The organism is Devosia litorisediminis (assembly GCF_018334155.1).
Classification (GTDB): domain Bacteria; phylum Pseudomonadota; class Alphaproteobacteria; order Rhizobiales; family Devosiaceae; genus Devosia; species Devosia litorisediminis.
Window position 1 is genome coordinate 1749593 of the sequence record NZ_JAGXTP010000001.1, and the last position, 25522, is coordinate 1775114.

Annotated in this window: 22 protein-coding genes and 1 pseudogene; 18 read left to right on the forward strand and 5 right to left on the reverse strand. The window is 60.4% G+C overall.

Translation table 11 applies throughout. The features are described from left to right. Positions 1-525 carry a TRAP transporter small permease gene (locus KD146_RS08340; protein ID WP_345790765.1) on the reverse strand — a complete coding sequence of 175 codons (525 nt, stop codon included), beginning with the start codon at positions 523-525 and terminating at the stop codon, positions 1-3. Positions 526-583: 58 nt separating this feature from the next. Continuing rightward, positions 584-1570 carry a TRAP transporter substrate-binding protein gene (locus KD146_RS08345; protein ID WP_212658231.1) on the reverse strand — a complete coding sequence of 329 codons (987 nt, stop codon included), beginning with the start codon at positions 1568-1570 and terminating at the stop codon, positions 584-586. Between the two features lie 338 nt (positions 1571-1908). Between KD146_RS08345 and KD146_RS08350 the strand changes: the two genes are divergently transcribed. The 12 genes from KD146_RS08350 to KD146_RS08405 all read left to right on the forward strand — a co-directional run bounded on the left by KD146_RS08350 (position 1909) and on the right by KD146_RS08405 (position 16978). Then, positions 1909-2940 carry a LacI family DNA-binding transcriptional regulator gene (locus tag KD146_RS08350; protein ID WP_212658232.1) on the forward strand — a complete coding sequence of 344 codons (1032 nt, stop codon included), beginning with the start codon at positions 1909-1911 and terminating at the stop codon, positions 2938-2940. A 9-nt stretch (positions 2941-2949) separates the two neighbouring features. Beyond that, positions 2950-4566 (forward strand): FAD-dependent oxidoreductase, encoded by a 1617-nt coding sequence (locus KD146_RS08355; RefSeq protein WP_212658233.1) that lies wholly within the window; start codon positions 2950-2952, stop codon positions 4564-4566. Positions 4567-4584: 18 nt separating this feature from the next. Then, entirely contained in the window at positions 4585-5856 is a 1272-nt protein-coding gene (locus tag KD146_RS08360; protein WP_427857064.1) for an extracellular solute-binding protein, read from the forward strand. 108 nt (positions 5857-5964) lie between these two features. Then, positions 5965-6885 carry a carbohydrate ABC transporter permease gene (locus tag KD146_RS08365; RefSeq protein WP_212658234.1) on the forward strand — a complete coding sequence of 307 codons (921 nt, stop codon included), beginning with the start codon at positions 5965-5967 and terminating at the stop codon, positions 6883-6885. Next, complete coding sequence (locus KD146_RS08370) at positions 6875-7717, forward strand: carbohydrate ABC transporter permease (RefSeq protein ID WP_212658235.1); 843 nt, start codon at positions 6875-6877, stop codon at positions 7715-7717. The genes KD146_RS08365 and KD146_RS08370 overlap by 11 nt, the downstream gene beginning before the upstream one ends. Positions 7718-7730: 13 nt before the next feature. After that, the gene (locus KD146_RS08375) at positions 7731-8774 is read left to right on the forward strand and encodes an ABC transporter ATP-binding protein (protein ID WP_212658236.1); all 1044 of its coding nucleotides are present in this window, start codon (positions 7731-7733) and stop codon (positions 8772-8774) included. A 257-nt stretch (positions 8775-9031) separates the two neighbouring features. Continuing rightward, on the forward strand, positions 9032-9964 hold the full coding sequence (locus KD146_RS08380) for a hydroxyacid dehydrogenase (protein ID WP_249327799.1): 933 nt from the start codon (positions 9032-9034) through the stop codon (positions 9962-9964). 360 nt (positions 9965-10324) lie between these two features. Beyond that, the gene (locus KD146_RS08385; RefSeq protein ID WP_212658237.1) at positions 10325-11914 is read left to right on the forward strand and encodes an ABC transporter substrate-binding protein; all 1590 of its coding nucleotides are present in this window, start codon (positions 10325-10327) and stop codon (positions 11912-11914) included. Between the two features lie 60 nt (positions 11915-11974). Next, the gene (locus KD146_RS08390; RefSeq protein WP_212658238.1) at positions 11975-12949 is read left to right on the forward strand and encodes an ABC transporter permease; all 975 of its coding nucleotides are present in this window, start codon (positions 11975-11977) and stop codon (positions 12947-12949) included. Then, complete coding sequence (locus tag KD146_RS08395) at positions 12946-13854, forward strand: ABC transporter permease (RefSeq protein ID WP_212658239.1); 909 nt, start codon at positions 12946-12948, stop codon at positions 13852-13854. Before KD146_RS08390 ends, KD146_RS08395 begins: the two co-directional genes overlap by 4 nt. Next, positions 13854-15584: a dipeptide ABC transporter ATP-binding protein gene (locus KD146_RS08400; RefSeq protein WP_212658240.1), complete on the forward strand. Its 1731-nt coding sequence runs from the start codon at positions 13854-13856 to the stop codon at positions 15582-15584. Before KD146_RS08395 ends, KD146_RS08400 begins: the two co-directional genes overlap by 1 nt. A 176-nt stretch (positions 15585-15760) precedes the next feature. Next, entirely contained in the window at positions 15761-16978 is a 1218-nt protein-coding gene (locus KD146_RS08405) for a bifunctional alpha/beta hydrolase/OsmC family protein (RefSeq protein WP_212658241.1), read from the forward strand. A 214-nt stretch (positions 16979-17192) separates the two neighbouring features. On the opposite strand, the gene KD146_RS08410 is transcribed toward KD146_RS08405, so the two are convergent. Then, positions 17193-18086 carry a LysR family transcriptional regulator gene (locus KD146_RS08410; protein WP_212658242.1) on the reverse strand — a complete coding sequence of 298 codons (894 nt, stop codon included), beginning with the start codon at positions 18084-18086 and terminating at the stop codon, positions 17193-17195. Between the two features lie 94 nt (positions 18087-18180). On the opposite strand from KD146_RS08410, the gene KD146_RS08415 reads away from it, so the two are divergent. From KD146_RS08415 to KD146_RS08425, 3 genes are read left to right on the forward strand one after another with little or no spacing between them, the layout of a single operon-like run. Next, complete coding sequence (locus tag KD146_RS08415) at positions 18181-18465, forward strand: DUF2218 domain-containing protein (protein ID WP_212658243.1); 285 nt, start codon at positions 18181-18183, stop codon at positions 18463-18465. Between the two features lie 41 nt (positions 18466-18506). Further along, positions 18507-19361 carry an SDR family oxidoreductase gene (locus KD146_RS08420; RefSeq protein ID WP_212658244.1) on the forward strand — a complete coding sequence of 285 codons (855 nt, stop codon included), beginning with the start codon at positions 18507-18509 and terminating at the stop codon, positions 19359-19361. Positions 19362-19376: 15 nt separating this feature from the next. Next, entirely contained in the window at positions 19377-19982 is a 606-nt protein-coding gene (locus KD146_RS08425) for a protein-methionine-sulfoxide reductase heme-binding subunit MsrQ (RefSeq protein ID WP_212658245.1), read from the forward strand. Positions 19983-20052: 70 nt separating this feature from the next. Here the strand turns inward: KD146_RS08425 and KD146_RS08430 are convergent, their stop codons facing one another. Both KD146_RS08430 and KD146_RS08435 read right to left on the reverse strand, forming a co-directional pair. Further along, positions 20053-21480, reverse strand: a complete 1428-nt coding sequence (locus KD146_RS08430) for an aminobutyraldehyde dehydrogenase (protein WP_212658246.1) — start codon at positions 21478-21480, stop codon at positions 20053-20055. Continuing rightward, a complete protein-coding gene (locus KD146_RS08435; RefSeq protein WP_212658247.1) occupies positions 21477-22247 on the reverse strand; it encodes a gamma-glutamyl-gamma-aminobutyrate hydrolase family protein in 771 nt (256 codons plus the stop codon). Before KD146_RS08435 ends, KD146_RS08430 begins: the two co-directional genes overlap by 4 nt. Positions 22248-22345: 98 nt before the next feature. On the opposite strand from KD146_RS08435, the gene KD146_RS08440 reads away from it, so the two are divergent. The 3 genes and pseudogenes from KD146_RS08440 to KD146_RS18465 all read left to right on the forward strand — a co-directional run. After that, positions 22346-23710: a glutamine synthetase family protein gene (locus KD146_RS08440; RefSeq protein WP_212658248.1), complete on the forward strand. Its 1365-nt coding sequence runs from the start codon at positions 22346-22348 to the stop codon at positions 23708-23710. Continuing rightward, positions 23710-25014 carry an NAD(P)/FAD-dependent oxidoreductase gene (locus KD146_RS08445; protein ID WP_249327618.1) on the forward strand — a complete coding sequence of 435 codons (1305 nt, stop codon included), beginning with the start codon at positions 23710-23712 and terminating at the stop codon, positions 25012-25014. The genes KD146_RS08440 and KD146_RS08445 overlap by 1 nt, the downstream gene beginning before the upstream one ends. A gap of 59 nt (positions 25015-25073) precedes the next feature. Beyond that, positions 25074-25475, forward strand: a pseudogene (locus KD146_RS18465) (iron chelate uptake ABC transporter family permease subunit); the annotation flags it as partial. Positions 25476-25522: the final 47 nt, after the last annotated feature.

Sequence of the window (25522 nt, forward strand, 5' to 3'; positions counted from 1 at the left end):
TCAATTGTGTCCCTTCGCCATAGCAGGCGCAAAGTGGTCATAGACCCTCAGACCGGCGCGCATTCCGGCGAAAAGAAAGATCAGCCCGCCACAGATTGCCGAGGGCAAGGTGCGGTAGCTTTCGGGGATGTTGAGCATGGGAAGCTTGGTCGACCACCCAAACTGGACCAGTTCGATACTGGCCAGCAGCATCACCAGTCCGAAGCCCGCCAGCACCACATCGCCCAACAGAACCAGGGTGGCCTCGACGCGATCGCCAAACGCTTCGCGGATAAAAGTCACACCCAGATGGCTGTCTTCGAACACGCCAGCCGCCGCCCCCAGAAAGGTGATGTAACAGATCAGCAGCAGGGCCAGTTGCTCCACCCAGGTCGGGGTGACGTTGAGAACGTAGCGGCCAAAAACCAGCCAGCCGAACGTCGAGATCAGAACAATCAGCGCCAGCGACGCCAGCGCGATACAAACATTGCTCAGCGCGGTCATCGTCCAATCGATGCCAACGCGAACCGAACCAGAATTGGCCACAGCCATCCCCCTTTGCCGCCTGTGAATGCGACCCGCTTGCGCGGGTCGCTCAGTCTTGTCAGTCGGCGTTGCGGATCATGTTGACCAGGTCGGTCAGGTCCGGATTGTCAGCCAGGAATTTGTCGTAGACGCTGGCCATAGCTGCCTGGAAGGGGGCCTTGTCGGCGATAGTGTTGATTTCCGTGCCACCGGCACGCACCACTTCCATGCTGGCCGCTTCGCGGGCCTGCCACAATTCGCGCTGGTATTCCGCACTGGCGCGACCGGCCGTGTGCACGATTTCCTGCTGTTCTGGAGTCAACGCATCCCAGCTCTTCTTGCTCATGCACAGGCATTCAGGAATGATCAGGTGCTCGGACATCGAGTAGTATTTGGCCACTTCAAAGTGGTTGGTGGACTCATAGGATGGCGGATTGTTTTCAGCGCCATCAACCACGCCGGTCTGCAGCGACTGATAGACTTCGCCGAACGCCATTGGCGTGGCATTGCCACCCATGGATTCGACCATGCCGACAAACAGGTCGTTACTCATGACGCGGATCTTCATGCCCTTAACGTCGTCAGGCGTGTTGATCGGATGCTGCGAGTTGTAGAACGAGCGGGCGCCCGCATCATACCAGCCTAGCGCCACAATGCCCTTGTCCTGCAGACCCTTGTCGATCGCGTCGCCGACCTCGCCATCCATCAGGCGATACATCTGGTCGATATTCTTGAAGATGAAAGGCAGCGAAACTACGTTGGTTTCGGGAACAGCCGGCCCCATTGGCCCGAGGCTGAAGACGCCGAAATCCATGATACCCAGACGCGTCTGCTCAATGGCGTCCGGCTGATCGCCGAGCACGCCAGCGTGGAACACCTTGCCTGTGATTTCGCCACCGGTTTTTTCGGCGACATCGGCAATGAACGAATCCATGGCAATCGATACGGGATAATCAGGCACGTGGATGTTCCAGCCGCGCCACTCAGCGGCCTGTGCACCAAGGGCAAGAAGGCCCGAAAGTGCGACCACGGCGCTGCCGAACATCAGTTTGCTTGTTAGCTTCATATTTCTTCTCCCTACCCCTCGACCGATGGGGGCATCCGCACACCTCATAACTTGTAAAAATTTGTATCGCAAGTGTGTTTGAATTTCTCGTATGTTGTAAAATGCGCAGGATCGGCACGCAGCGCCGGGCTCCCAGCGAGCGATGGTGTTTGAGGCAGCACGACCTCGCGCAGCAGATATTTCCCCATAAGAGCAGACGCGCCGCTGGCGTGACGCAGCCGATAGTCCCAGTTTCTCTTCCAGCCGGAATCCAAATTTCCGTCTTGACAGAGGCGCATGGCATCGCGCTAATACGCATTATCAGCTAATACGCATTAGCACCTTAAGGGGGACGGAACGTGGCTGCGAACAAGCGCCTTACACAACGCGACATTGCCCGTTTGGCTGGCGTAAGCCAGGCAACCGTGTCCCTGGTGCTCAATGGCGCGGCGAGTGCTGAAGGCCGTATTCCGCAAGAAACCCGCGACCGTGTCCACAAGGCGATCCGCGAAACCGGCTATGTTGCAGACCCCGTCGCTCGCAAGATGGCCAAGGGCCTCAACCGTATCCTTGGTGTGTTCACTTACGAGCCAGCTTTTCCAAGTGCTCAGGCCGACTTCTTCACGCCCTTCCTGCTTGGCATCGAAGAAGCTGCACAGGATCTCGGCTATGATCTGCTGCTGCTGACCGGCGCCGCCAGTGGCACCGAACGAAAGATCTTCGGCAGCAATACCCGGCTGCGGCTTGCCGATGGCTGTCTGATACTGGGCCGCGAATTCGACCATAGAGAACTTGAGCGTCTGGTGGCCGGCGATTACCCCTTTGTCGCTGTTGGCCGACGCGATGATGCTGGTGGTCCGGTTCCCTATGTGGGTGGCGATTATGCGTCCGGCACTGCCGCGCTGGTTGATCGTGCCCGCGAGCTCGGGCACACGCGCATTGCCTATGTTGGCCCCTCTGGTGGCGCAGAGTCGATCATTGACCGTTGGGCCGGTTTCTCTGGCGCCATTGCCGGGTTGCATCTGGTTGCACACATTGAAGAGGTTGGTCAGGACGGGGCGAAGAACCTGGACTTTCTGATCGCGAGCGGCGCCACAGCCGTGTTCTTCACCGAACTTGCCGACGCCATCCAGGTTGATGCCGTCGCGCGTGAGCGTGGCATTGATGTTCCCGGCACGCTCTCCATCGTGGTGCTGGGCAATCATATCCGCGCCGCACATACCGGACGCCGTTTCACATCTTACTCAATCCCCCGCGAGGCGATGGCGCGCGCCGCCACGCAAATGCTGGTGCGCCGGGTCGAGGACGATGCCCCAATCGAGCAGATCCTGTTGCCCTGCGAGCCCGTCGAGGGGGAAACCCTCGGCCCTGCCCTTCCGACCAAAAACTAAGACGAGACCATGACCCCAAAAGAACTCAGTGCAGATATCCTTATTGTCGGTGGCGGCCTTGGCGGCGTCGCCGCGGCGCTCGGCGCTTTGCGCAATGGCCGCAGCGTCATACTGACCGAAGAATTCGACTGGCTTGGTGGCCAGCTCACCAGTCAGGCCGTTCCGCCCGATGAGCATAGCTGGGTGGAGCAGTTTGGCGTCACGCGCACCTATCGTCAGCTGCGCAATGGCATTCGTCAGTTCTATCGCGACAATTATCCGCTGACGGCAGCGAGCCGCGCCTGGGGCGACCTCAATCCCGGTGCCGGCTTTGTCAGCAGGCTGTGTGCTGAGCCCCGCGTCGGGGTGGCCGTCATCAATGCCATGCTGATGCCCTATATCGGCGGCGGTCGTCTTACCCTGCTGCAACCCTATCGTCCTGTTGCGGCCGAAGTTGCAGGGGACACTGTGCGTTCGGTGACGCTGCGCCATCGTGACACCGGGGCGGAGATGACCGCTTCGGCACCCTATGTCATCGACGCCACGGAGCTTGGCGATCTGCTGCCAATGACCGGCACGGAATATGTCACAGGCTTTGAAAGCCGCAGCGAGACCGGCGAGCCGAGTGCGCCCGAAACCGCGCAGCCCGACAATGTGCAGGCGGTCTCGGTATGCTTCGCCATCGATCATGTTGATGGCGATCACACCATCGACAAGCCAGCCAATTACGACTTCTGGCGCCAATACCAGCCTAGCTTCTGGGGCGGCCCACTGCTCGGCTTCAAGGGCCCCAATCCACGTACGCTCGAAATTACCGAACGCTCGTTCACACCCAATCCAGATGACGATCCGCTGCTGGTTGACGCCGATCAGCGCCGCAATCCTGGCGATGGCAATCTGTGGACCTTCCGCCGGATCGCGGCCAGCCGCAACTTCGTGCCGGGCGCCTATGTGTCGGATGTCTGCCTCGTGAACTGGCCGATGATCGACTACATGGAAGGCAGCATCATCGACGTTAGTGAAGAGGAAAAGGCCAGACATCTGGCTGGCGCCGCGGCGCTTTCCTACTCCGTGCTGTACTGGTTGCAGACCGAAGCACCGCGCGTCGATGGCGGAACGGGTTTTCCTGGCCTTCGGCTTCGCGGCGATGTCACCGGGACCGATCACGGCCTGGCCATGGCCCCCTATATTCGCGAGAGCCGACGTATCCGCGCGGTCACCACCATCGTCGAGCAGGATGTCTCGATGGCCATTCATGGCAATGCCTTATCGCGACAGTACCGCGACAGTGTGGGCATCGGCATGTACCGCATTGACCTGCATCCCTCGACCGGTGGCGACAACTATGTCGACGTCGAATCCGCGCCCTTCGAAATTCCGCTTGGGGCGCTGTTGCCGCAACGCGTGAAGAACCTGCTGCCGGCCAGCAAGAACATCGGCACCACCCACATCACTAATGGCTGCTACCGGCTGCATCCAGTGGAGTGGAACATTGGCGAGGTCGCCGGCCTGCTGGCAGCACACTGTCTCAATAACGGGCTCACACCGCATCAGGTGCAGGAAAACGACGCCCAGCTCGAGACATTCCAAACCCGGCTCCATGGCGAGGGGATCGAGATCCACTGGCCTGACGTGCGCGGTTACTAACAACAACAGGAGGAAAAGTTGTCCAAGTTCACTATTCTGAAATCCACGGTTGCACTGGCTGGCCTGACAATACCGCTCGCATGGAACGGCGTTGTATGGGCGCAGGATGCAGTCGATCTGCGCATGACCATCTGGAGCTCTAACGAAGCGCATCTGGCAATGTTCAACGACATTGCTGCCGGCTTCAAGGAAACCCATCCGGGCGTCAACGTGGCGTTCGAGTCGCTGCCTTTTGCCAGCTACACCACGACACTGACCACCCAGATTGCTGGCGGCAATCCGCCTGATCTTGCATGGATCCTTGAGTCAGATGCGCCCGACTTCCTGAAGTCCGGAACGCTGGCACCACTGACTGCCACGCTGTCAGCAACCGAGGGGTACGATCTGGCTGACGTGACCGAAACCGCTACCGCGCTTTGGGCCAGCGAGGGCGAATTGTTCGCCTATCCGTTCTCCACCTCACCGCTGGGCATTTTCGTCAATAACGACGTCATTCAGGCAGCGGGTGCCAAGACGCCTGCCGAGCTCATCGCGGCTGGTGAATGGACATGGGATAATGCCTTTGCCACGGCGTCGGCCGTCGGCAATAGCGGCAAGGCCGGTCTGGTGCTGCGCGACTTCAATTATCAGACCTGGCGCAATCTGGCGGCGGTCTGGGATGGCTGGGGCGCATCGCCCTGGTCTGAAGATGGCAAGACCTGCACCTTCACCGAAGCGCCAATGGTTGACGCGATGACCGCCATTCACAATGCGATCTTCGTGCAGAACGCCATCCCCGGCCCAGGCGAAGACATCGATTTCTTTGCTGGCGAAACCGGCATGACGACCACCCAGATCAGCCGCGCGTCGCTGCTGCCCAAGGAAAACCCGTTTGACTGGGATCTGGTGCCGTTGCCAGCTGGCCCTGCTGGCACCTACGCCGTATTTGGACAGGCGGGCGTTGGCGCCTTCGCCAATCGTCCCAACACAGAGGTGGCGGTTGAGTTCATTGCCTACATGACCAACCCCGAGAACAGCCAGAAGCTCGCGCAGTTCTTCCCCCCTGCCCGTGCCAGCCTGCTCAACGCAGATACTCTGGCCACCACCAACCCCCTGCTGAGCGCCGAACAGATCGAAACTGTCGTCGTGCAAGGGATTTCGACCGGCAATGTGCTGCCCAGCCACACCAATTATGCGCAGATCCAGCAGCTCATCCGCGCTGAACTGGATTCCCTGTGGCAGGCCGATGCAGATGTCGCGACCGTGATGCAGTCGGTTTGCGACAGCATCAGCCCACTGCTCGCCCGTTAAACAGGTTGGGGGGGCCTCGGCCTCCCCATACCGCACGGCCATCGAGCAGCGCTTTCAAAAGTCCCCGCGCCCATCGTCGCGAACAAGATCCAAAGTGCGGAGCAATCCATGACCCTTGCCAACAATGATCCTCCACAACGACGCAGTTTCTGGACCATTGAGCGCCGCGATGCGGCAGCCGGGTACATTTTCATCGCACCACAGCTGATCGGTATCTGCATTTTCGTGCTGATCCCGCTGGGCCTGGTGTTCTGGTATTCACTGCACGAGTGGAACGTGCTGGCGAGCACCTTCAGATTCGTTGGTGCCGAGAATTATCAAACCCTGCTCAACGACAAATCCCTGCCCCAAGTGTTGCTGGCTTCGGCCATCTTTTCGGTCGGTCTTGTCATCCTGAACATGACGCTGGCGCTCCTGCTGGCCGTGCTGCTGGATCAGAAGCTCAAGGGCATGGTGATCTTCCGCACCCTGTTTTTCTCTCCTGTGGTGGTGTCGCTGGTCGCCTGGACCATCGTGTGGAGTTTTCTGCTGCAGAACAATGGCGGCATTAACGGGCTTCTTGCGATGATTGGCGTTGAGGGGCCCAACTGGCTGCGGAACCCGACCACTGCCATGATTTCGGTGATCGTTGTGCAGGTCTTCAAGAATGTGGGGCTGAACATGATCCTGTTCCTCGCCGCACTCCAGGGTGTGCCAAAGGAACTCTATGAAGCCGCGCGCGTCGACGGCGCCAGCGTGTTCAAGCAGTTCAGGCGCATAACGCTGCCAATGATCTCTCCAACCATCATGCTGACCTCGATCATCACCATCGTTGGATCGCTGCAGGTATTCGCCCAGATTGCCGTTCTGACGCAGGGCGGGCCGGGCATGAGCACAACGGTTCTGGTCTACTACCTCTACCAGCAGGCCTTCCAGTTTCACTTCTTCGGCTATGGCTCGACGCTGTCGATCCTGCTGTTTGCCATCGTTGCCATCCTGACCTTCGTCCAGTGGCAGCTTCGCAAGAGGATCGTATTCTATGAAAACTGATCTCTCCCCCCGGTTCCAGGTTGGCCTGTACGGCGTGATGTGCGTGCTGCTCATCCCCTTCGTCTTTCCGACCTGGTGGATGGTCACCTCCTCGGTCAAACCGATCAGCGACGTGTTTGCCTTCCCACCGGATTTGTGGCCTCGGCAGTTCGATTTCAGCACTTACCGGCAAGTGTTCGAGCTGCAACCTTTCACCCAGCAATACTGGAACTCGGCATACATCGCTGCCATCGTTACGGTGGGAACAATGGTGATCTCTTCGATGGCCGGCTATGCCTTCGCCCGGATCCGCTTCCCGTTTTCGAACGCCATCTTCATGGTCGTTCTGCTCGGTTTGCTGATCCCTTCGGAGGTCACCATCGTGCCGCTGTTTCAGATTTTTCTGAAATGGGGAATGATCAATACACACTGGCCGCTGATCCTGGTCCCGATCTTTGGGGCACCGTCAGTCTTCGCCACGTTCGTGATGCGCCAGTTCTTCATCGCCCTGCCGGGTGAGCTTGAAGAGGCTGCGCGGGTGGATGGATTGGGTCGGTTCAAGATTTTCTGGCTCATCGCCCTTCCGCTGGCAAAGCCCGCTCTGGGTGCCGTGGCGATCTTCACCTTCCTGCATAGCTGGAACCTTTATCTCGAACCCATCGTGTTTCTGTCCTCAAGCAGCATGTTCACCCTGCCCCAAGCGCTGACCCAGTTCACTGACGCCTATGGCGGGGCCATGTGGAACATCCAGCTCGCCGCTGCGACAATGACCGCCATCCCGGTTCTGCTGGTGTTCATCGTCGCCCAGAAGCAATTCGTCGAGGGCCTGGCCCACACTGGCCTCAAAGGCTGACAAGGATAATCAAATGGCTCCGGTAACCCTTAATTCCATCAAGAAGTCCTACGGCGAAGTCGCCGTGCTGCATGGTATCGACGTCGATATCGCCGATGGCGAGTTTGTCGTGCTGGTTGGCCCCTCGGGGTGCGGTAAATCCACCTTGCTGCGCATGATCGCCGGGCTTGAGACGATCAGCAGCGGCGACGTCTCAATCGGCGACCGCGTGGTCAACGACCTTGATCCCAAGGACCGCGACATTGCCATGGTGTTCCAGAATTATGCGCTCTATCCGCATATGACGGTCGAGACCAATATGGGCTTCTCGCTTGAGCATCGCGGTGGCACCAAGCAGCAGATCGCGGAACGGGTAAAATGGGCCGCCGACATTCTGGGTCTGACGCCCTATCTGGCGCGCTACCCACGCCAGCTGTCGGGCGGGCAACGTCAGCGTGTGGCGATGGGCCGTGCTATCGTCCGCAACCCGCAGGTGTTCCTGTTTGACGAACCCCTGTCCAATCTGGACGCCAAGCTGCGTGTGGTGATGCGCGGCGAGATCAAGAGCCTGCACCAGCGCCTCGGGATCACCACTGTCTACGTGACCCATGATCAGGTCGAAGCCATGACCATGGCCGACAAGATCGTGGTGATGAATGCCGGCAAGGTGGAGCAGATCGGTGCTCCGCTCGACCTCTACGATCATCCAGTCAATCAGTTTGTTGCCGGGTTCATTGGCTCGCCGTCAATGAATTTCATCGGTGGCACTGTGAGCTCCGGCGGTCTGGTCGCCCCCGGCATAACCTTGCCGTTGCCCGCTGGGGTAGATGGGAGGGAGGTTGTCTACGGCATCCGCCCAGAGCATTTCGAACTGACACCAGATGGCGTGACGGCCACTGTGTTGCTAGTGGAGCCGACGGGATCTGAAACCCAGGTTACGATGATGCTTGGCGAGCAACAGGTGATCGGTGTCTTCAGAGAACGCGTTCAGGCTCAACCGGGAACGACGATCACGGTCAAACCCGACATCCAGAACGTTCATCTTTTCGATGCGGCAACCGGCGCGCGGATAAACTGATCTGGTCAGCGCCATCGCTGTCCGGCCTCAAAACCGTAACAACGAAATCCTTGCTATGACCTCACAGTCATGGCGCGTGCGGAGTTCTGTGTGTCTGGTTGAGCGACTGCCAGTGACGTCGATGAGAGCGCCATAATCCGCCGTCGCCATGTAACTGGAAATCCATTGTCGGAGCGGTTTTGATGCGACCGAAAATTGCCTTTGCCGCCGCCGCGGACAAGACCAAGTTTGTGTTCGATGCTGAGGCATTGTAACGTCTGGAAGCGTGTTGTGATATCGTACGGGAAGAACCGCTCTCAGAGTTTTCCAGCACTTCGTCTCAAGCGGTATTGGCACAGATCGACGTCTTGATCACAGGCTGGGGCTGCCCCAAGATTGCGCCCGAAATGATCAAGGCAGCGCCTCGTCTGCGCTTGATTGCCCACTCCGCTGGGTCGGTAAAGCTCATCATAGATCAAGCTGTCTATGCTGCCGGGATCACCGTAACCAATGCGGCCGACGCGAATGCGGTACCGGTGGCCGAGTTCACATTGGCAATGATCATTCTTGCCAACAAGCGAATGTTTGAAATGCGCGACCGCTATCGGGCGGACCGCAATCGCGCCAACAGCACGGCGATGATGGATGAACCGATCGGCAACTATCATCGCACCGTCGGACTAGTTGGTGCTTCTCGCATCGGCCGAAAGGTTGCGGGCTTTCTGACCGCACTGGACGTTAAGGTGCTCATAAACGATCCGTTTGTGCAGGCGGACGATCCTGTCCTTGCTGGCGCCGAACTGGTCGATCTGGACACACTCTTGGCGCGTGCCGACGTGGTTTCATTGCATGCTCCCCTGCTGCCCGAAACACGTGGAATGATAGGCGCCGACCAGTTGCGACTTATGCGAGACGGGACGACCTTCATCAACACCGCGCGCGGCGCACTAGTGGATGAAGCGGCGCTCATCGCGGAGCTCCAGACCGGCCGAATTCATGCCGTGATCGACGTAACCTACCCCGAAGTGCCCGTCCCCAATTCGCCACTTTATGATTTGCCAAACGTCTTCCTGACACCACACGTCGCCGGCGCCATTGGGCGCGAGAGGTTACGGCTGGGGGAGCTCGTGGTGGACGAAATTGAGCGTTTCATCGGCGGCCGACCACTAGAATTTGAGGTCGAACCAGCGCTCCTGGAGCGGCTGGCCTAGACAACGATCATATTCACATTCGCGGGCGGAAATGAAATTGTCATCTGCCTGCGGCCAGCTAGCGGCTGGCCCAGTTCAGGTTCACCGGGACAATAGGTAAGCACTGCCTTCCCCCGGCCGTGGCAATGGGGGGGTAAAGCGCGGACTGGCTGCCATGCACAATCCAGCCCATAGAGGCGCACGGGCACAGTATCATCAGCGCCAAGCAGTCGCGTTTGGGCGATGCCAGGTCAGTTTAGATCACTGCGCCAATCCGAGGTCACGACGGCGTGAACGCCTGACCTTGTCTGGGGTTGGCTGCTAGAAACGAATCCACCACCGCCCTTTGGGGATACCACGGCGACTTTGAGGAGACGGATAATGCGTCACAAGTATTCAAGAACGCTGGCCTTTGCGGCCTTAGCCATGGCGCTATCGGGCGCAGCGGCTTCCCCGACATTGGCTGAAACTTTTCGCTGGGCCAGCAATACCGACCCGCAAACGATGGACCCGCACGCCGTCAATGCAGCGCCGGTGACCTCGTTTCTGAACAATATCTATGAAGGCCTGGTGCGGCGCGGCAAAGATATGGCGATCGAGCCATCACTGGCGACAAGCTGGGAAGCTCTGCCTGAGGGCGCTGGCTGGCGCTTCATACTCCGTGATGGTGTGACCTTCCAGGACGGCGCGGCTTTTACCGCGGACGACGTGCTGTTTTCCTATGAACGCGCCGCCTCCGAAGAGTCAGACGTGCGCTCCTGGTTCGCGCCGGTCTCTGAAGTGCGCGTCGTAGATGATCATACGATTGAGTTTCTGACATCGGCGCCAAATCCGCTGTTTCCCGATTCAATTGCCAATTTCATGATTCTTGATCGCGACTGGGCACAGGCCAATGCGGCCGAACGCCCTGCCCGCGACGCTGAAAATTACGCCACGCGCAATACCAATGGCACCGGCCCCTTCGCGTTGAGCGCCCGCGACCCCGGCATTGAAACGCGTCTGGTGCCCAATCCCGACTGGTGGGGTGACGTCGAGCACAATATCACCGAAGCGATCTTTACGCCGATCGGCAATCCGGCGACTGGGCTGGCAGCGCTGCTGTCAGGTGAGATCGACATGATCTCTCCCATCCCGCTGCAGGACACGGAACAGGTGGAATCCCGTGACGGTTTCAAGATCTTTGAAGGTCTGGAAACCCGCGTCATCGTGCTCGGCTTCGGCCATAACAAGGATACGCTGAGCTATTCCAACGATGTCGAGGGCGCGAACCCGTTCCTTGATGCCCGCGTCCGTCAGGCCGCCTATCAGGCCATTGATGTCGACACCATCAATCGCGTCATCATGCGCGGCAAGGCCGAAGCAGTCAGCCAGTTGCTGCCAGCAGGCCTGAGTGGCTACTCCAACGCCAATGCGGATCGCCTCGCATTTGACGATGCTGCAGCCAAATCCCTGCTGACCGAGGCAGGCTATGCTGATGGATTCTCGTTTGGCCTGATGTGCCCCAATGACCGCTACATCAATGACGAGGCCGTCTGCCGCGCCGTGGCCTCCATGTTTGCCCGCGTCGGGCTGGATGCCAGCGTCACCGCCATGCCCGTCCGCAATTACTGGGACGAACTGCGCGCCGGCAATTACGACATGTACCTGCTCGGCTGGTCGCCCGGCACGTTCGACGCCGAACACCCGATCCGCTTCCTCGCTGCGACGCCTGATGATGAAAAAAAGCTCGGCTCGTGGAATTTTGGTGGCTATTCCAATCCGCGCGTCGATGAACTGCTGCCGCTGATCCAGCAGGAAATCGATCCGACCGCCCGTCAGACCATGCTCGATGAAGTGGCGCAGATCCTGCAACAGGACATCGCCTACATCCCGCTCTACACCGAGCCTCTGATCTGGGCGGCCAAGCAGAATATCGATCTGGTCCAGCGTCCGGACAATTTCTTCATGTTGCGCTGGGTGACAGTCAACTAAGACAAACCATCGAAGCTGCGCCGGGGCCCAACCGCCCCGGCGCAAAATGGGTATCCCTCGATGATCGGTTTCTTGCTGCAACGCGCGTTCCAGGCGGCCATTGTGATGGTCGTTGTGGCGTTTCTGGCGTTCTTTCTGTTTCGCTTTGCGGGCGACCCCGTCGCGCAGATGGTGGGCGCTGAAACCTCGCTGGTTGATCAGGCGCGAATCCGGCAGGAACTGGGGCTGAATGACCCCTTCCCCATGCAATTCATGCGCTTTGTCGGTGACATCGCCACCGGCAATTTCGGCTTCTCGTTCCGCACAAGGCAACCGATCGGCGAGATGCTGATCAGCCGACTACCTGCCACAATCGAACTGGGCACAGTCGCGCTGCTGGTATCGCTGCTGGTGGGCATTCCTGCCGGAATCTATGCGGCGGTTCGTCCCAATAGCGCGGGTAGCCAAGCGTTGCTGATCACTACATTGATCGGTGTCTCCATTCCGACCTTCGTTATCGGCATCGTGCTGATCTTCCTGTTCGGCGTCTATCTGGGCTGGCTGCCGACGTTTGGCCGGGGCGAAACCGTTGAGATCGGCTGGTGGCGCTCCAACCTGTTCACGCTGGATGGCTGGCGCTCACTGGTGCTGCCGGCGATCACGCTGGGGCTGTATCAGCTAACCTTGACCATGCGTCTGGTGCGCTCGGAGATGATGGAGGTGATGCGCACCGACTTCATCCGCTTTGCCACGGCGCGCGGCATTCCCTATCGCAGCCTGCTGTTTCGCCACGCTTTGGGTAACACCATGATCCCGGTGGTCACCATTGTCGGTCTGCAGTTTGGCGGCGTCATCGCATTTTCTATTGTTACCGAGAGTGTGTTTCAGTGGCCCGGCATGGGTCTGCTGTTCCTTGAATCCATCCGCTATGTCGATATCCCGGTCATGGCGGTGTATCTGGTCGTGGTGGCGCTGGTGTTCGTGTTGATCAATCTTGCTGTCGACGTGCTCTATTTCGCGATTGATCCACGCATCCGGGTCAGGGCGGCTCTATGATCGGCCAGTTCATTCGCGACCACGAAGCGCTCTATCTGTTCTTGCGCAATCCCATGGCGATCATCGCGGCAGTGCTCACGGTTCTTATCGTGGCCGGTGCGGCACTGGCCCCCTGGCTGGTGACAACCGATCCCTATGATCTGGCCAGCTTCAGCCTGATCGACGGGCTGCTGCCGCCTACGTGGCAGGATGGCGGTACCGCCCGCTTCGTGCTGGGCACTGACGATCAGGGACGCGACATGGTCTCGGCCATTCTTTATGGAGCCCGGCTGTCACTGTTCATCGGTTTTACCGCAATGGCACTGGCGGCCATTATCGGGGTGTCAGTGGGCCTCGCAGCGGGCTATTTCGGCGGCCGCTTTGACGCCGTGGTCATGCGCATTGCCGATATCCAGCTCGCCCTGCCCGCCATTCTGACAGCGCTGCTGGTTGACGGCGTCTCGCGCGGATTGTTGCCGCGCGAACAGCACGACGATCTGCGGGTATTTGTCATCGTTCTGGCCATTGCCCTGTCGCTATGGGTGAACTTTGCCCGCACCGCCCGTGCCTCGACCTTTGTCGAGCGCAACAAGGACTATGTGAGTGCCGCCGTCATCATGGGCCAGCATCCGCTGCGGGTGATGTTCGTGCAGATATTGCCCAATATTGTGGGGCCCTTGCTGGTGATCATGACGGTTGATCTGGCTGCGGCCATCCTGCTTGAAGCGACGCTTTCCTTCCTGGGCATTGGCCTGCCCACCGATTCCCCCTCGCTGGGCACACTGATCCGCATCGGCATGCAGTTCATGTTGTCGGGCGAATGGTGGATCCTGTGGACGCCGACCATTTTCCTCGTCGCGCTGGTCATTTCAATCAACGTGCTGGGGGACTTCCTGCGCGATGTCTTCAATCCGAGGCTCCGCTAATGCTTGACGTCAAAGGGCTCAGCGTCGTCTTTCCGGATCGCTTTGGCAGCAGGACCGCCATCGAGGCAATTGATCTGCGTATTGCCGCGGGCGAAATCCATGGGCTGGTCGGGGAATCCGGCGCCGGGAAATCCACCATCGGCGCGGCCATTATCGGCCTGCTCCCCGAGCCGGGCTACGTTTCCGCCGGCTCTATTGAATTTGATGGCCAGGAACTGACGGCGCTCTCGCCGCGCGAGCGCCACAGCATGCGTGGCAAGCGCATTTCGATGATCTTTCAAGACCCTCAAACCAGCCTGAACCCGCTGATGACCATCGAACAGCAATTGGTCGAGACCATCCTGGCCCATGAGGATATCGGTCTGGATGCCGCCCGGGCACGCGCCATCGACCTGCTGGCGGAAACCGGCATCGCCGACCCGGCCACACGCATCAAGGCTTATCCGCACCAGTTCTCTGGTGGCATGCGGCAGCGTGTCGTGATCGCGCTGGCCCTGTGCAGCAATCCGAACCTGATCATCGCCGACGAACCCACCACCGCCCTTGATGTCGCGGTGCAGTCTCTGGTGCTTGACCTGATCCGGGATCTAGCCACCAAGCGAAAGATCGGCGTGCTGCTGATCACCCATGATATCGGCGTCATTTCGCAGGTGTGCGACCGCGTCAGCGTGTTGCGCAATGGCCGGCTGATTGAATCTGGCGACACACGGCAGGTGCTTGCGCAGCCCGAGGCAGATTATACCCGCCAGTTGATGGCCTCTATTCCGCGGCTCGGCAAGAAACTGCACCGCTTTGTCACCATCGAACCCGAGATCATCGCGGATGCGAAGCTGACCCGCCCCAAGGGCCGCATTGCCGCCGGTGCCAGCGCCGAGTTTGCCGCAGACTGGCTATCGCAACGCCCGACAACAGGCGATGCGCAGGCCGGCGATGCCTTGAATATTGATGATCTCAGCGTGACCTTTGGTGGCGAGGGCGCGCTGTTCCGCCGGCGAACCAAGAGCGTGCAAGCACTGAAAAACGTGAGCCTTACGGTTCGCCGCGGCGAGGTATTGGGGCTGATCGGCGAAAGTGGCAGTGGCAAGTCTACATTGGCCAAGAGCGTCGTTGGCCTCGTCATGCCGACCGCAGGCAACATGACCTTGTTGGGCGAGGCCCTGCCTGACGGGCGCCACCGCCGCCGCGATCACCCGTCGCGCCGGTCGATGCAGATGATCTTTCAAGACCCCTATTCGTCGCTGAACAATCGGCGGCAGGTGGCGGACATCCTGACCGAGCCGTTGCAGCTCTATCGCATCGCCACTGACAGGCCGCAGCAGTTGCAGCTGGTCGCCTCCATTCTCGAACTGGTGGGCCTACCTCAGGACGTAATGTGGCGCTATCCGCACCAGTTCTCTGGGGGGCAACGCCAGCGCATTGCCATCGCCCGTGCCCTGCTGGCGCGTCCTGAATTCCTGATCTGCGATGAGCCAACATCCGCGCTGGACGTTTCAATCCAGGCGCAGATCCTCAACCTGCTCAAGGATTTGCAGGAACGCTTTGCGCTGACCATCCTGTTCATCAGCCACAACATGGCGGTGGTCCGGCAGATGGCGGACAGCGTCGCGGTGCTCAAGGCCGGCGAATTGGTTGAGTTCGGCCCGGCCGAGCCGTTCTTTGAAGACCCACAACACGAGTATTCCCGCGAATTGCTCCGGCTCACGCCATCGCCCGACCAGTTGGACTCGTGACCCGGACAGACAAGCCAGATCAAGAGCCCAGTTGCCGACCAAGACAGACATAAGCTCCATCAGACCAGCGCCGTGATAGCCAGACTGACGCGACGCCGCTTGTCCGCAAAAACGGGCCCAAGGCCCACCAGCGACCGCAGAGCCGCGGCAACCAGGATAACCCAAGGTAGATCGCAATGAGCAGTGAGAAGTTTACGTTCAAGGGTCACGCTGGCGATGATCTTGCTGCAAGGCTTGATCGGCCAGACGGCCCCGTGCGGGCGGCGGCGATACTGGCGCACTGTTTCACCTGCTCAAAGGACATCGCCGCAGTCAGACGTATTGCGGGTCGGTTGGCGGCGCTTGGAATTGCGGTGCTGCGTTTCGACTTCACCGGGCTGGGACATTCGGGGGGCGAATTTGCCAATACCCATTTCAGCTCAAACGTGGCTGACCTGCTGGCTGCAGCAGAGTTCATGAAAACGCGTGATCTGGAAGTGCAATTGCTTGTGGGACATTCCCTGGGCGGCGCTGCAGTCCTCAAAGCCGCGGCCGAACTGGCGAGCGTTGGTGCGGTTGTCAGCATCGGCGCGCCCGCCGATCCGGCGCATGTGATTCACAATTTTGACGGGAAGCTCGACGAAATACGCCGGAACGGCAGCGCGGTGGTGGAGCTGGCTGGGCGGCCTTTTGAGATACGGAAGGGCTTTCTGGACGACGTTTCGCAAGCGGCGCTGGATCAGGCGCTGCCGCGTCTGAATGCTGCGCTACTGGTGTTGCACGCGCCGCAGGACGCAGTGGTCGGCATCGACAATGCGAGCCATATTTTCGGCGCTGCCAGACATCCAAAGAGCTTCATCTCGCTTGATGGCGCCGACCACTTTCTATCCCGCGAAGCGGATGCCGAGTATGTGGCCGAGATCATCGCCTCATGGTCGCAACGCTATCTCGAGCTCGCGCCAGACCCCATATTGCCAAATGCGACAGAAGGCACGGTTCGGGTGTCCGAGGCAGAAGCGTCCGGTTTTCGGCAGGACATCGTAATTTCTGGCCGACACCAGCTCGTGGCTGACGAGCCTGTATCGGTGGGAGGCACCGATCTTGGTCCCAGCCCCTATCAATTGCTGGCGGCCGGACTTGGCGCCTGCACGACAATGACCATCCGCCTGTACGCCAAACGCAAGGGCATTCCTCTCGTACATGTCTCGTGCGACGTCACCCATGATCATTGCCACCAGAATGACAGCGCCAATTGCGAGAAGGATCAGTCAAAGGTGGACGTGTTCCGCCGTATAATCCGGCTGGAGGGCGATCTGACAGCCGAACAGCGTAGTGCTATTCTGGCGATCGCCGACAAATGCCCCGTGCATCGGACACTGCACGCTCAGGCAACCATTTGCACGGAACTCGTCTAGGCTGTTGAATATCCAACGCCCGCCATGTTGAGCACGATCTTGCCGATATCGCCCTTTTCGCCAAAGGCCTGCTGGGCCGCAGCGATGTCGCGTAGCGGGACCGGTGGCCAGCCGCCATGCTCCAGGCGATATGTGTCAGACCACGTTTGGCCGTGCGGCTCAGTAGGTTACTGCTTGAGTGATCTGCTTCAATGGGCACCAGTGTTGAGAAAAGTCATGGTTGGTGGGGCGCCATGGTATCGAGGAAGAAGTCGATCAGGCGGCGGGTCAGAGCCTTTTGTGGTCCGACGTCCGGCCATACAGCGTAGACACCCAGATCGGGCAGACTCCAATGCGGCATGACCCGGACCAGTCGACCGGACGCGATCTCGTCTTCGACTTCGCCAAGGGGAAGATGCTGAATGCCAAGGCCCGCCAGTATCGCCGATTTGGCTGATGCGATGGTGTCTACTTCCAGGCGAACGCGCTCTGGCAGAAAGGCGATGGTTTCACCGTCGCACACAAAGGTCATCACGTCTGGTAGCATGGTCACGGCGATAAAATCGCAGGCCGCCAGGGCCTCGGGCGTCAGGATTGCGCCCCGCGTGGCCAAGTAGTCGGGCGCAGCGACCAGAACGCGCTGGAAATTACCGATGCGTCGACTCTTGAGGCTGCTGTCGGTCAATGTCCCCAGACGAATTGCCAGGTCAAAGCCGTCCTTGACCAGATCGGCCGGTGCGTCGCTGCTGTGCAGCGAGATTGCCACCATAGGGTGCCGCCGCGCGAAATCCCACAAGGTCTGCCGCAAACGCATGCGCTCACCCCAGGCCGGCATGGTGATGCGCAGTGCGCCGACCGGCTCGTCGCTGTCGGCGCTGAGAACATCGAGCGCCTCTTCACCGGCCGCGACCATGCGGCGGGCCGGCTCAAGCGCAGCCCTTCCCTCCGGGCTGAGCGACATCGACCGGGTCGACCGGAAGAACAGCGTGATACCCAGCTTTGCTTCGAGCCGGGACAGGTGATGGCTGACAACCGAGGTAGAGAGCTTCAGTCGGCGGCCCGCAGCACTCAGACTACCAGCCTCGGCAATGGCGACGAAGACGGCAAGGCTGCGGTAGTCTTCGATCATCTTTCTAATTCCTGGAATAATCGTTTCGCAATTCCAGTGCTAATCGAAAAGCCAGGCGTCGTCTATCTAGGACGGACGCAATCGGGAGATAGCCATGGCAACAAGTACGGCAACAATTTCATCGAGCCGCGCCAGCGGCTATCTGCAACAGCTCTGCAAGCACTTCGGTCACAAGGTTCCCGTCACCTTCACAGCGGAGGTCGGCGAGATCGCCTTGCCCTTCGGCACGTGTTCGCTGCGCGCCCAGGACACCTCGCTGGTGCTCTCGGTCACCGGCGAGACCGATGCCATCGCCCGGCTTGAACAGGTAATCGGCGATCACCTTGTGCGCTTCGCCTTCCGCGAGAACCTGTCCATGACCTGGCAGCGATCTGCCTGACACGCCGCCTGACCTGAAGCCAACATCTGGAAACCATCCGCATGACCATCGCAGTAACCGCCGTTTCGGGCCAGCTTGGCGCGGCAATCGTCAGTGCCCTCATTACCATGAACACAGGCGAGACCATTGTGGGCCTGGCCCGCAGCCCGGAAAAGGCCAATGGGTTGGGCATCGAGGTCCGCCCCGGCGATTATGACAATGCCGATCAGCTTGGCGTCTCACTGAGCGGGGTCGACACCCTATTGCTGGTCTCGGGCATGGCCGCGCCGGAAGACCGGATCGGCCAGCACCGCAACGTCATCAACGCCGCCAAGGCCGCCGGGGTCAAAAAGATCGTCTATACCAGCGTACAGGGCGCGGAGGTGGGAACGGCTTTTTCTCCCATTATCCAGAGCAATCGCCAGACCGAGGCTGATATTCGTGACAGCGGCCTCGACTGGGTCATCGGCCGCAATGGCATCTATATCGAGCCCGATGTCGAGTATATCGAGAGCTACAGCAAGGCAGGCGAGATCGCCAATTGCGCAGGCGACGGCCGCTGCGGCTACACGACACGTCCGGAGTTGGCATTTGCCTATGCCCGCATGCTCGCCGGGTCCGAACACAACGGCCACACCTACAACCTGCACGGCGCGCTGCTGAGGCAAACCGAATTAGCCGCTTATCTGAACCAGGCCTTCGGCACTGAACTGGTCTATCGCCCCATGTCGTTCGAGGCATTCAAGGCCGACCGCATCGCCGAACTCGGCACGTTCATCGGCACGGTCATCGCCGGCATATATCAGGGGATCCAGAACGGCGCGTCAGACAATCCCAGTGATTTCGCAGCCGCAGCCGGCCGGCCACACCAGAGTTGGGACGACTACTTCGCTGCGCTGAAGTCAGCCCAATCGTGAATGTGGAGCACTGAGATGAGCCTCGTGAAATCGTTTTTCAATCACCCCTACACTTTCTGGGCGATCCTGAGCCTGCCAGCCATTCCCATGCTTGCCGGACTCGCCGCCAATGAACCGGGAGCAGTGGGTGAGGTCCTGCACCCCAGCGGCGAATTCGCCGCACGGTTCATGATCATCGCCATGATGATCACACCGCTGACCATGCTGTTCAAGGGCGCCCGCTGGCCGCGCTGGCTGCGCAAACGTCGGCGTCATATCGGGGTCGCCGCCTTTGGTTACGCCGCGCTGCACACATTGCTCTACCTGATCGACGAAGGGGCAGTCGCCTTCACGGGCGCCGAGATCGCCAATTTCTACATCTGGACGGGCTGGCTGGCCTTCCTGATCTTTGTGCCGCTGGCAATTACGTCCACGGATGGCTGGATCCGCAGGCTCGGTTCACGCTGGAAAAACCTGCAACGCTTCGTTTATGGCGCAGCGGTGCTGACGCTGTTGCACTGGGCTTCGCTCCATGATTGGGGCGGCGTTGCTCCCACGCTGGTGCATTTTGGCCCGCTGGGTGCGCTGGAAGCTTACAGGGTTTGGGCAATGGTTCAGAAGCGAACTCTAAAAGCGGCGTGATGGTGCCGACTGGCCATTCAGGCTGGCAGCGGCGCGCATGATTAGGCGCGCCCCTGCCCTGTGGCGTGCCTTAGCCAATCATCAAATGGCGGATCTGGGTGTAGTCGATCAGGGACTGCATGGAGAGATCTGAGCCATAGCCGGAGTTCTTGACGCCACCATGGGGCATTTCGGTGGCCATGACGCCGTGGGTATTGATCCAGGTGACGCCATACTCAAGCGCGTTGGCCAGCCCCATGGCCGTCGCGGTGTCGCGCGACCAGACCGATGAGCCTAGTCCGTATTCGGACGCATTGGCCCAGCCCAGCGCGGTGTCGGCATCGTCAAACGGCGTGACGGAGAGCACGGGGCCGAACACTTCCTTTTGCACGATCTCGGCATCAATCGGCGCGGCGACCAGCGTCGGAGCGAAGAAATAGCCCTCGGTTTCAGCGGCGGCACCCTGGATCACATCGGCACCCGCACTGCGGGCGCGGCTGACAAAGCCATCAATACGCTCCAGCTGGCGGGCGCTGATCACCGGACCAAACTCGACATCGTCGCGCTCGGGGCGGCCATAAACCAGCGAGCCGATCATGGTTTCGAGCTTATCGGTGAGCGCCTTTGCGATATTGGCATGGGCGAAGATGCGGCAGGCGGCGGTGCAATCCTGACCGGCATTGTAGAAGCTGGCTTCGCGCAAGGTCACGACCAGCTTGTCGAGATCGGCGTCTTCACACACGATTACCGGGGCCTTGCCGCCCAGTTCGAGATGGGTGCGCTTGATCATTGGGCCGGCGGCGGCCTGCAGCACGGCGCGACCGGTGCGGACATCGCCGGTCAGCGAGATCATGCGGACGGTATCGTGGGAGATCAGGTGCTGGCCAACATCGGGGCCATTGCCACAGATGACGTTGACCACGCCGGCGGGCAGCACTTCAGCAAAGATCCGGGCGAGTTCAAGCAGGCTCAGCGGGGTCATCTCGCTGGGTTTGATGACCACCGCATTGCCCGCTGCAATGGCGGGGGCGATCTTCCAGGCCGACATCAGCAGCGGATAATTCCAGGGCGCGATCTGGGCAACGACACCGATGGGATCGCGGCGGATCAGGCTGGTCAGCGCGGGCGAGCGGAAATTGCCCGCCGCGGGCGCCGGCATGTTGCGCACCGCCGTGGCGTAAAAGCGGAAGACGTCGGCGACATTGGCCAGTTCACCAGCCTTGACGAAGCGCAGCGGCTTGCCGGCATTGCGCGATTCAACATTGGCGAGGACATCGGCGCGTTCTTCGATCAGATCGGCAATGCGCCAGAGCGCGGCGCTGCGCAGCTTGGGCGTGGAACGTGACCAGCTCTTGTAGGCGCCATTGGCCGCGGCAATGGCAGCGTCGATCTGGGCCGGGGTGGCGGAGGCCACTTCGGCCAGCGGGGTGCCGCGGGCGGGCTCGAAGGCAATCTCGACAGGCCCCTGCCCCTGGACAAACTCGCCGCCGATAAATAGCCGGGTTTCAAATGCGCTCATTTCGTCTGCTCCGCGGCTGCTGCCGGCTGATAATGGGTACGGGCTGTCTGACCGACATAGCGCCAGAAAGCCAAATCGTGAGGGCGGTCCTGTGGACGCCATTCAGGGTGCCATTGTACGGCAAATACGGGCGCTGGCGTGGCCGTGCTGGCGACCGCCTCAATTATATCGCCGGGACCAGTGGCGTTGACGGCAAGGCCCGGCGCGAGGCGGTCAATGGTCTGAAAATGCACGCTGTTGACCTCAAGGCCATCGCCGCCGGTGGCCTGCGCCAGCGGCGTGTCAGCCATCACCGTAATGGGGTGGGAATGGCCGAACATGGTGTCGAGGCTAACATCGTCGGGCGCATGGTGGGTCGGCGCATCGCCTGTGCCGCGCATGTCGCGCAGCGAGCCGCCCAGGGCGACGTTGATTTCCTGCAGACCGCGGCAAATGCCAAACACCGGCTTGCCCGCAGCGATCGCGGCGTGGATGAGCGCTGTACTCAGCGTATCACGGGTGGAATCGACTGGCGTCTGAGCCGCCGATTCGGAACCGTAATGGCGTGGATCGATGTTGGAATTGCTGCCCGTGAGCAGGACCGCATCTAGGCGCGCGACAATGTCGGCGGCGTTCTGGGCGGACTGATTTGAGGGGATGATCAGCGGGACCGCATCGGCAAACCGTTCCACCCCTTCAAGATAACGGTGTTTGACCGCCTGGGCGGGCTCACCCTCGACGGGCCGACCGCAGGCAATAACGCCAATAACAGGACGACGCTCAACCATGGCCGATATCCAATCTGATCCCCGCGCAGAGGCCTCCCTAAACGCTGAAGCACCTGCTAGATTACCGCTATGACATACAAAAATCGCGTCGGACAGATATGAGTAACGAAACGAACGAAAACGCAGACATCGTCAGCTGGCTCGATGCGAATCCGCAGATTGAGGTGCTTCACACAGCGGTCTGCGACCTTAATGGCATTATGCGCGGCAAGCGCATTCCCATCGATCAGGCGCGACGCATTGCCGATAACGGCATCCGCATGCCGCTCTCCATCGTCGGGGTGGACGTGTGGGGCGAGGATATTGTGGGCAATCCCATGGTGTTTTCCAGTGGTGACGCCGACGGCATCTGCAGCCCTACCGGGCGCGGCGCGCTGCCGATCAACTGGACGACCCGTCCCAGTGCGATGATCCCGCTCTGGCTGTTTCAGGATGCGCGCACGCCGTTTCTGGGCGATCCGCGTCAGGCACTGGCCAGTGTAGTGCGGCGCTTTGCCGAACACGGGCTGACCCCCGTGGTGGCAACCGAACTCGAATTCTATCTGGTGGACCCCGAGGCCGACAGCGCCCGACCGCCGATCTCGCCCTATACCGGCAAACGCCTGGATTCGGACGCGATCCTGTCGCTCGACGAACTGGAAGATTTCGGCGAGTTCTTCCGCGACGTCTATCTGCAGTGCGAACAGCAGAACGTGCCCGCCGATACGGCCGTGGCGGAAAACGGTATCGGGCAGTTCGAAATCAACCTGCTGCACAGCGCCGATGCGCTCAAGGCCGCCGACGACGCCGTGCTGTTCAAGCGCATCGTCAAGGGTGTGGCGCGCAAGCACAATCTGGTCGCCACCTTCATGGCCAAGCCTTATGGCGGCCGCTCGGGCAATGGCTTCCACGTGCATTTCAGCCTTAATGATACGGCTGGCAACAACGTGTTCGATGATGGCAGCGAAGAAGGCTCGGACGTGATGCTGCACGCTGTGGGTGGGCTGCTGTCGGGCATGGCGGAATCCACCCTGCTGTTTGCGCCGCACTTCAACTCCTATCGCCGCCTGCGCCCCGACACCCACGCGCCCAGCGCAGTGTCGTGGGGCTATGAGAACCGCACCACCGCGGTACGCATTCCGGGCGGCAACCCCAAGGCCCGCCGCATCGAGCACCGCGTCTCGGGCGCTGATGCCAATCCCTATCTGGTGCTGGCCGGCATTCTGGGCGCTGCCCTGGTGGGTATCGAAGATGAAATGAAGCCACCCAAGCCCTTCAAGGGCCGGGCCTATTCGGAACGCCTGCCTAAGCTACCCGCAGACTGGGCCTCGGCGGTTAACGCCTTTGAAGACGGCGACATGATCCAGCGCATTTTCGATCCGATGCTGCATTCAATGTTCGTTGCCTGCAAACGTCAGGAAATTGCCGGCTTTGCCTCGCAGGTCACCGACCTCGAGTTCAGCGCCTATCTGGAGATCGTGTGATGGCACCAAAGAGCTATGCCGGCGATGGCAGTTACCCGCCGAGCTATTACGCCGCATCGCGCGCCATCACGCGCACGCCCGTGCAGCTTGAAGGCGATGTGCAGGCCGATATCTGTGTGGTGGGCGCAGGTTATTCGGGACTGTCGGCCGCCCTGCATCTGGCCGAACAGGGCTTCAAAGTCGTCGTGGTCGAAGGCGCCAGCGTCGGCTGGGGTGCCTCGGGCCGCAATGGCGGTCAGGTGGTCAATGGGCTGAATGCAAGTCTGGACACCATTGGTCGGCGCTATGGCGAACAGACCGCCAATTTCGTGGGCGGCATGGTGCAGGAAGGCGCGGGCATTATCTATGACTGGGTCGAACGCTATGGCATCGACTGCGATCTGCGCCGCGGCAACATCTATGCCGCCTACACGCCCGCCCATATGCGCGATCTGGAAGCCAAGCAGGCGCTCTGGCGCAAGCATGGCATGGACGATCATGAAATGCTCGACAAGGATGCCATCAGGCGCCACATCGGCAGCACAGTGTATGAAGGCGGCATGATCGACCATTCCGGTGGTCACATGCATCCGCTCAATCTGGCGCTGGGCGAAGCCAAGGCGCTGGAAAGCCTAGGCGGGGTGATCTACGAAAACTCACCGGTGACCAAGGTCGATCAGGGCCCCGACAAGGCCGTGGTAACCACCGCGCTTGGCAAGGTGACAGCCAATGCCGTGCTGGTGTGCGGCAATGCCTATCTGGGCAATGTCGTCCCCGAACTGACCGCGCGTGTGATGCCTGTTTCCACCCAGATGATGGCCACCGCGCCACTGGGCAAGGAACGCGCTGAAGCGCTGCTGCCGACCGGGATGTGCGTGGAAGATGTGCGCTATATCCTGGACTATTTCCGGCTCAGCGCCGACCACCGCCTGATCTTTGGTGGCGGCATTGTGTATGGCGGCACCGATCCCGCAGATGTCATCGCCAAGCTTCGTCCGAACATGGACAAGGTATTCCCGCAACTGGCCGACATCAAGATCGACTATGCCTGGAGCGGCAATTTCGCGCTGTCGTTCTCACGCGTGCCGCAATTGGGCCGGCTGGGCGACAAGGTGTATTTCGCCCATGGCTATAGCGGGCACGGGATTACGGGCTCGCACCTGTTTGGCCGCATTCTGGGCGAAGCGGTGCGGGGCGACCTGACGCGCTTTGATACCTTTGCCAAACTGCCATGGATCCCCTTCCCCGGCGGCCGGATGTTCCGGGCGCAATACTCGACCCTGGGTTCGTGGTGGTATGCCCTCAAGGATCGTCTGGGTATCTGATCCAAGGTCGATACTGATCTTATCGGAGGCGCATTGCACAAGCTGCGATGCGCCTTTTTCCGTTTCCGCCGGCCACGACCTTGCACGCCATTACCAACAGGTTGGGCGGGACCGGGCCGCCGCTCGACAAGATCCATGAGCGCGTCATCTGGGATTTTCGGCTCAGCAGCGCCCTGGTCGCGTCGCTGTGTGGGGCCGGTCTGGTGCTTATGGCGCAATCCTGCAATCGCTGCTGCGCAATCCGCTGGCCGAACCTTATGTGCTGGGCATCTCGGCCGCGCTTCAACGGGCGTCATCTCGGTGATCGTGCCGGGCATTGGTGCAGGTGCAGTTACGCTTTCGGGTGGCGCTTTGCGGGCGCGTTGGCGGCCTTTCTGTTCGTGGTCATTCTGGCCAGCGGGGCGCGCGGTGGCGCGGATCGCACGATCCTGGCAGGCGCGGCCGCCTCGCAGCCTTTCAACCGCGTTGTTTTGAGTACGCGCCGTGGGCAGTTCTGGCAGACCCTTTC

Bases quoted from the DNA above. Each gene is read 5' to 3' on its own strand.
- KD146_RS08345 (WP_212658231.1), bottom strand. From the start codon at position 1,570: ATGAAGCTAACAAGCAAACTGATGTTCGGCAGCGCCGTGGTCGCACTT.
- KD146_RS08355 (WP_212658233.1), top strand. From the start codon at position 2,950: ATGACCCCAAAAGAACTCAGTGCAGATATCCTTATTGTCGGTGGCGGC.
- KD146_RS08365 (WP_212658234.1), top strand. From the start codon at position 5,965: ATGACCCTTGCCAACAATGATCCTCCACAACGACGCAGTTTCTGGACC.
- KD146_RS08370 (WP_212658235.1), top strand. From the start codon at position 6,875: ATGAAAACTGATCTCTCCCCCCGGTTCCAGGTTGGCCTGTACGGCGTG.
- KD146_RS08375 (WP_212658236.1), top strand. From the start codon at position 7,731: ATGGCTCCGGTAACCCTTAATTCCATCAAGAAGTCCTACGGCGAAGTC.
- KD146_RS08385 (WP_212658237.1), top strand. From the start codon at position 10,325: ATGCGTCACAAGTATTCAAGAACGCTGGCCTTTGCGGCCTTAGCCATG.
- KD146_RS08390 (WP_212658238.1), top strand. From the start codon at position 11,975: ATGATCGGTTTCTTGCTGCAACGCGCGTTCCAGGCGGCCATTGTGATG.
- KD146_RS08395 (WP_212658239.1), top strand. From the start codon at position 12,946: ATGATCGGCCAGTTCATTCGCGACCACGAAGCGCTCTATCTGTTCTTG.
- KD146_RS08400 (WP_212658240.1), top strand. From the start codon at position 13,854: ATGCTTGACGTCAAAGGGCTCAGCGTCGTCTTTCCGGATCGCTTTGGC.
- KD146_RS08405 (WP_212658241.1), top strand. From the start codon at position 15,761: ATGAGCAGTGAGAAGTTTACGTTCAAGGGTCACGCTGGCGATGATCTT.
- KD146_RS08410 (WP_212658242.1), bottom strand. From the start codon at position 18,086: ATGATCGAAGACTACCGCAGCCTTGCCGTCTTCGTCGCCATTGCCGAG.
- KD146_RS08415 (WP_212658243.1), top strand. From the start codon at position 18,181: ATGGCAACAAGTACGGCAACAATTTCATCGAGCCGCGCCAGCGGCTAT.
- KD146_RS08420 (WP_212658244.1), top strand. From the start codon at position 18,507: ATGACCATCGCAGTAACCGCCGTTTCGGGCCAGCTTGGCGCGGCAATC.
- KD146_RS08425 (WP_212658245.1), top strand. From the start codon at position 19,377: ATGAGCCTCGTGAAATCGTTTTTCAATCACCCCTACACTTTCTGGGCG.
- KD146_RS08430 (WP_212658246.1), bottom strand. From the start codon at position 21,480: ATGAGCGCATTTGAAACCCGGCTATTTATCGGCGGCGAGTTTGTCCAG.
- KD146_RS08435 (WP_212658247.1), bottom strand. From the start codon at position 22,247: ATGGTTGAGCGTCGTCCTGTTATTGGCGTTATTGCCTGCGGTCGGCCC.
- KD146_RS08440 (WP_212658248.1), top strand. From the start codon at position 22,346: ATGAGTAACGAAACGAACGAAAACGCAGACATCGTCAGCTGGCTCGAT.
- KD146_RS08445 (WP_249327618.1), top strand. From the start codon at position 23,710: ATGGCACCAAAGAGCTATGCCGGCGATGGCAGTTACCCGCCGAGCTAT.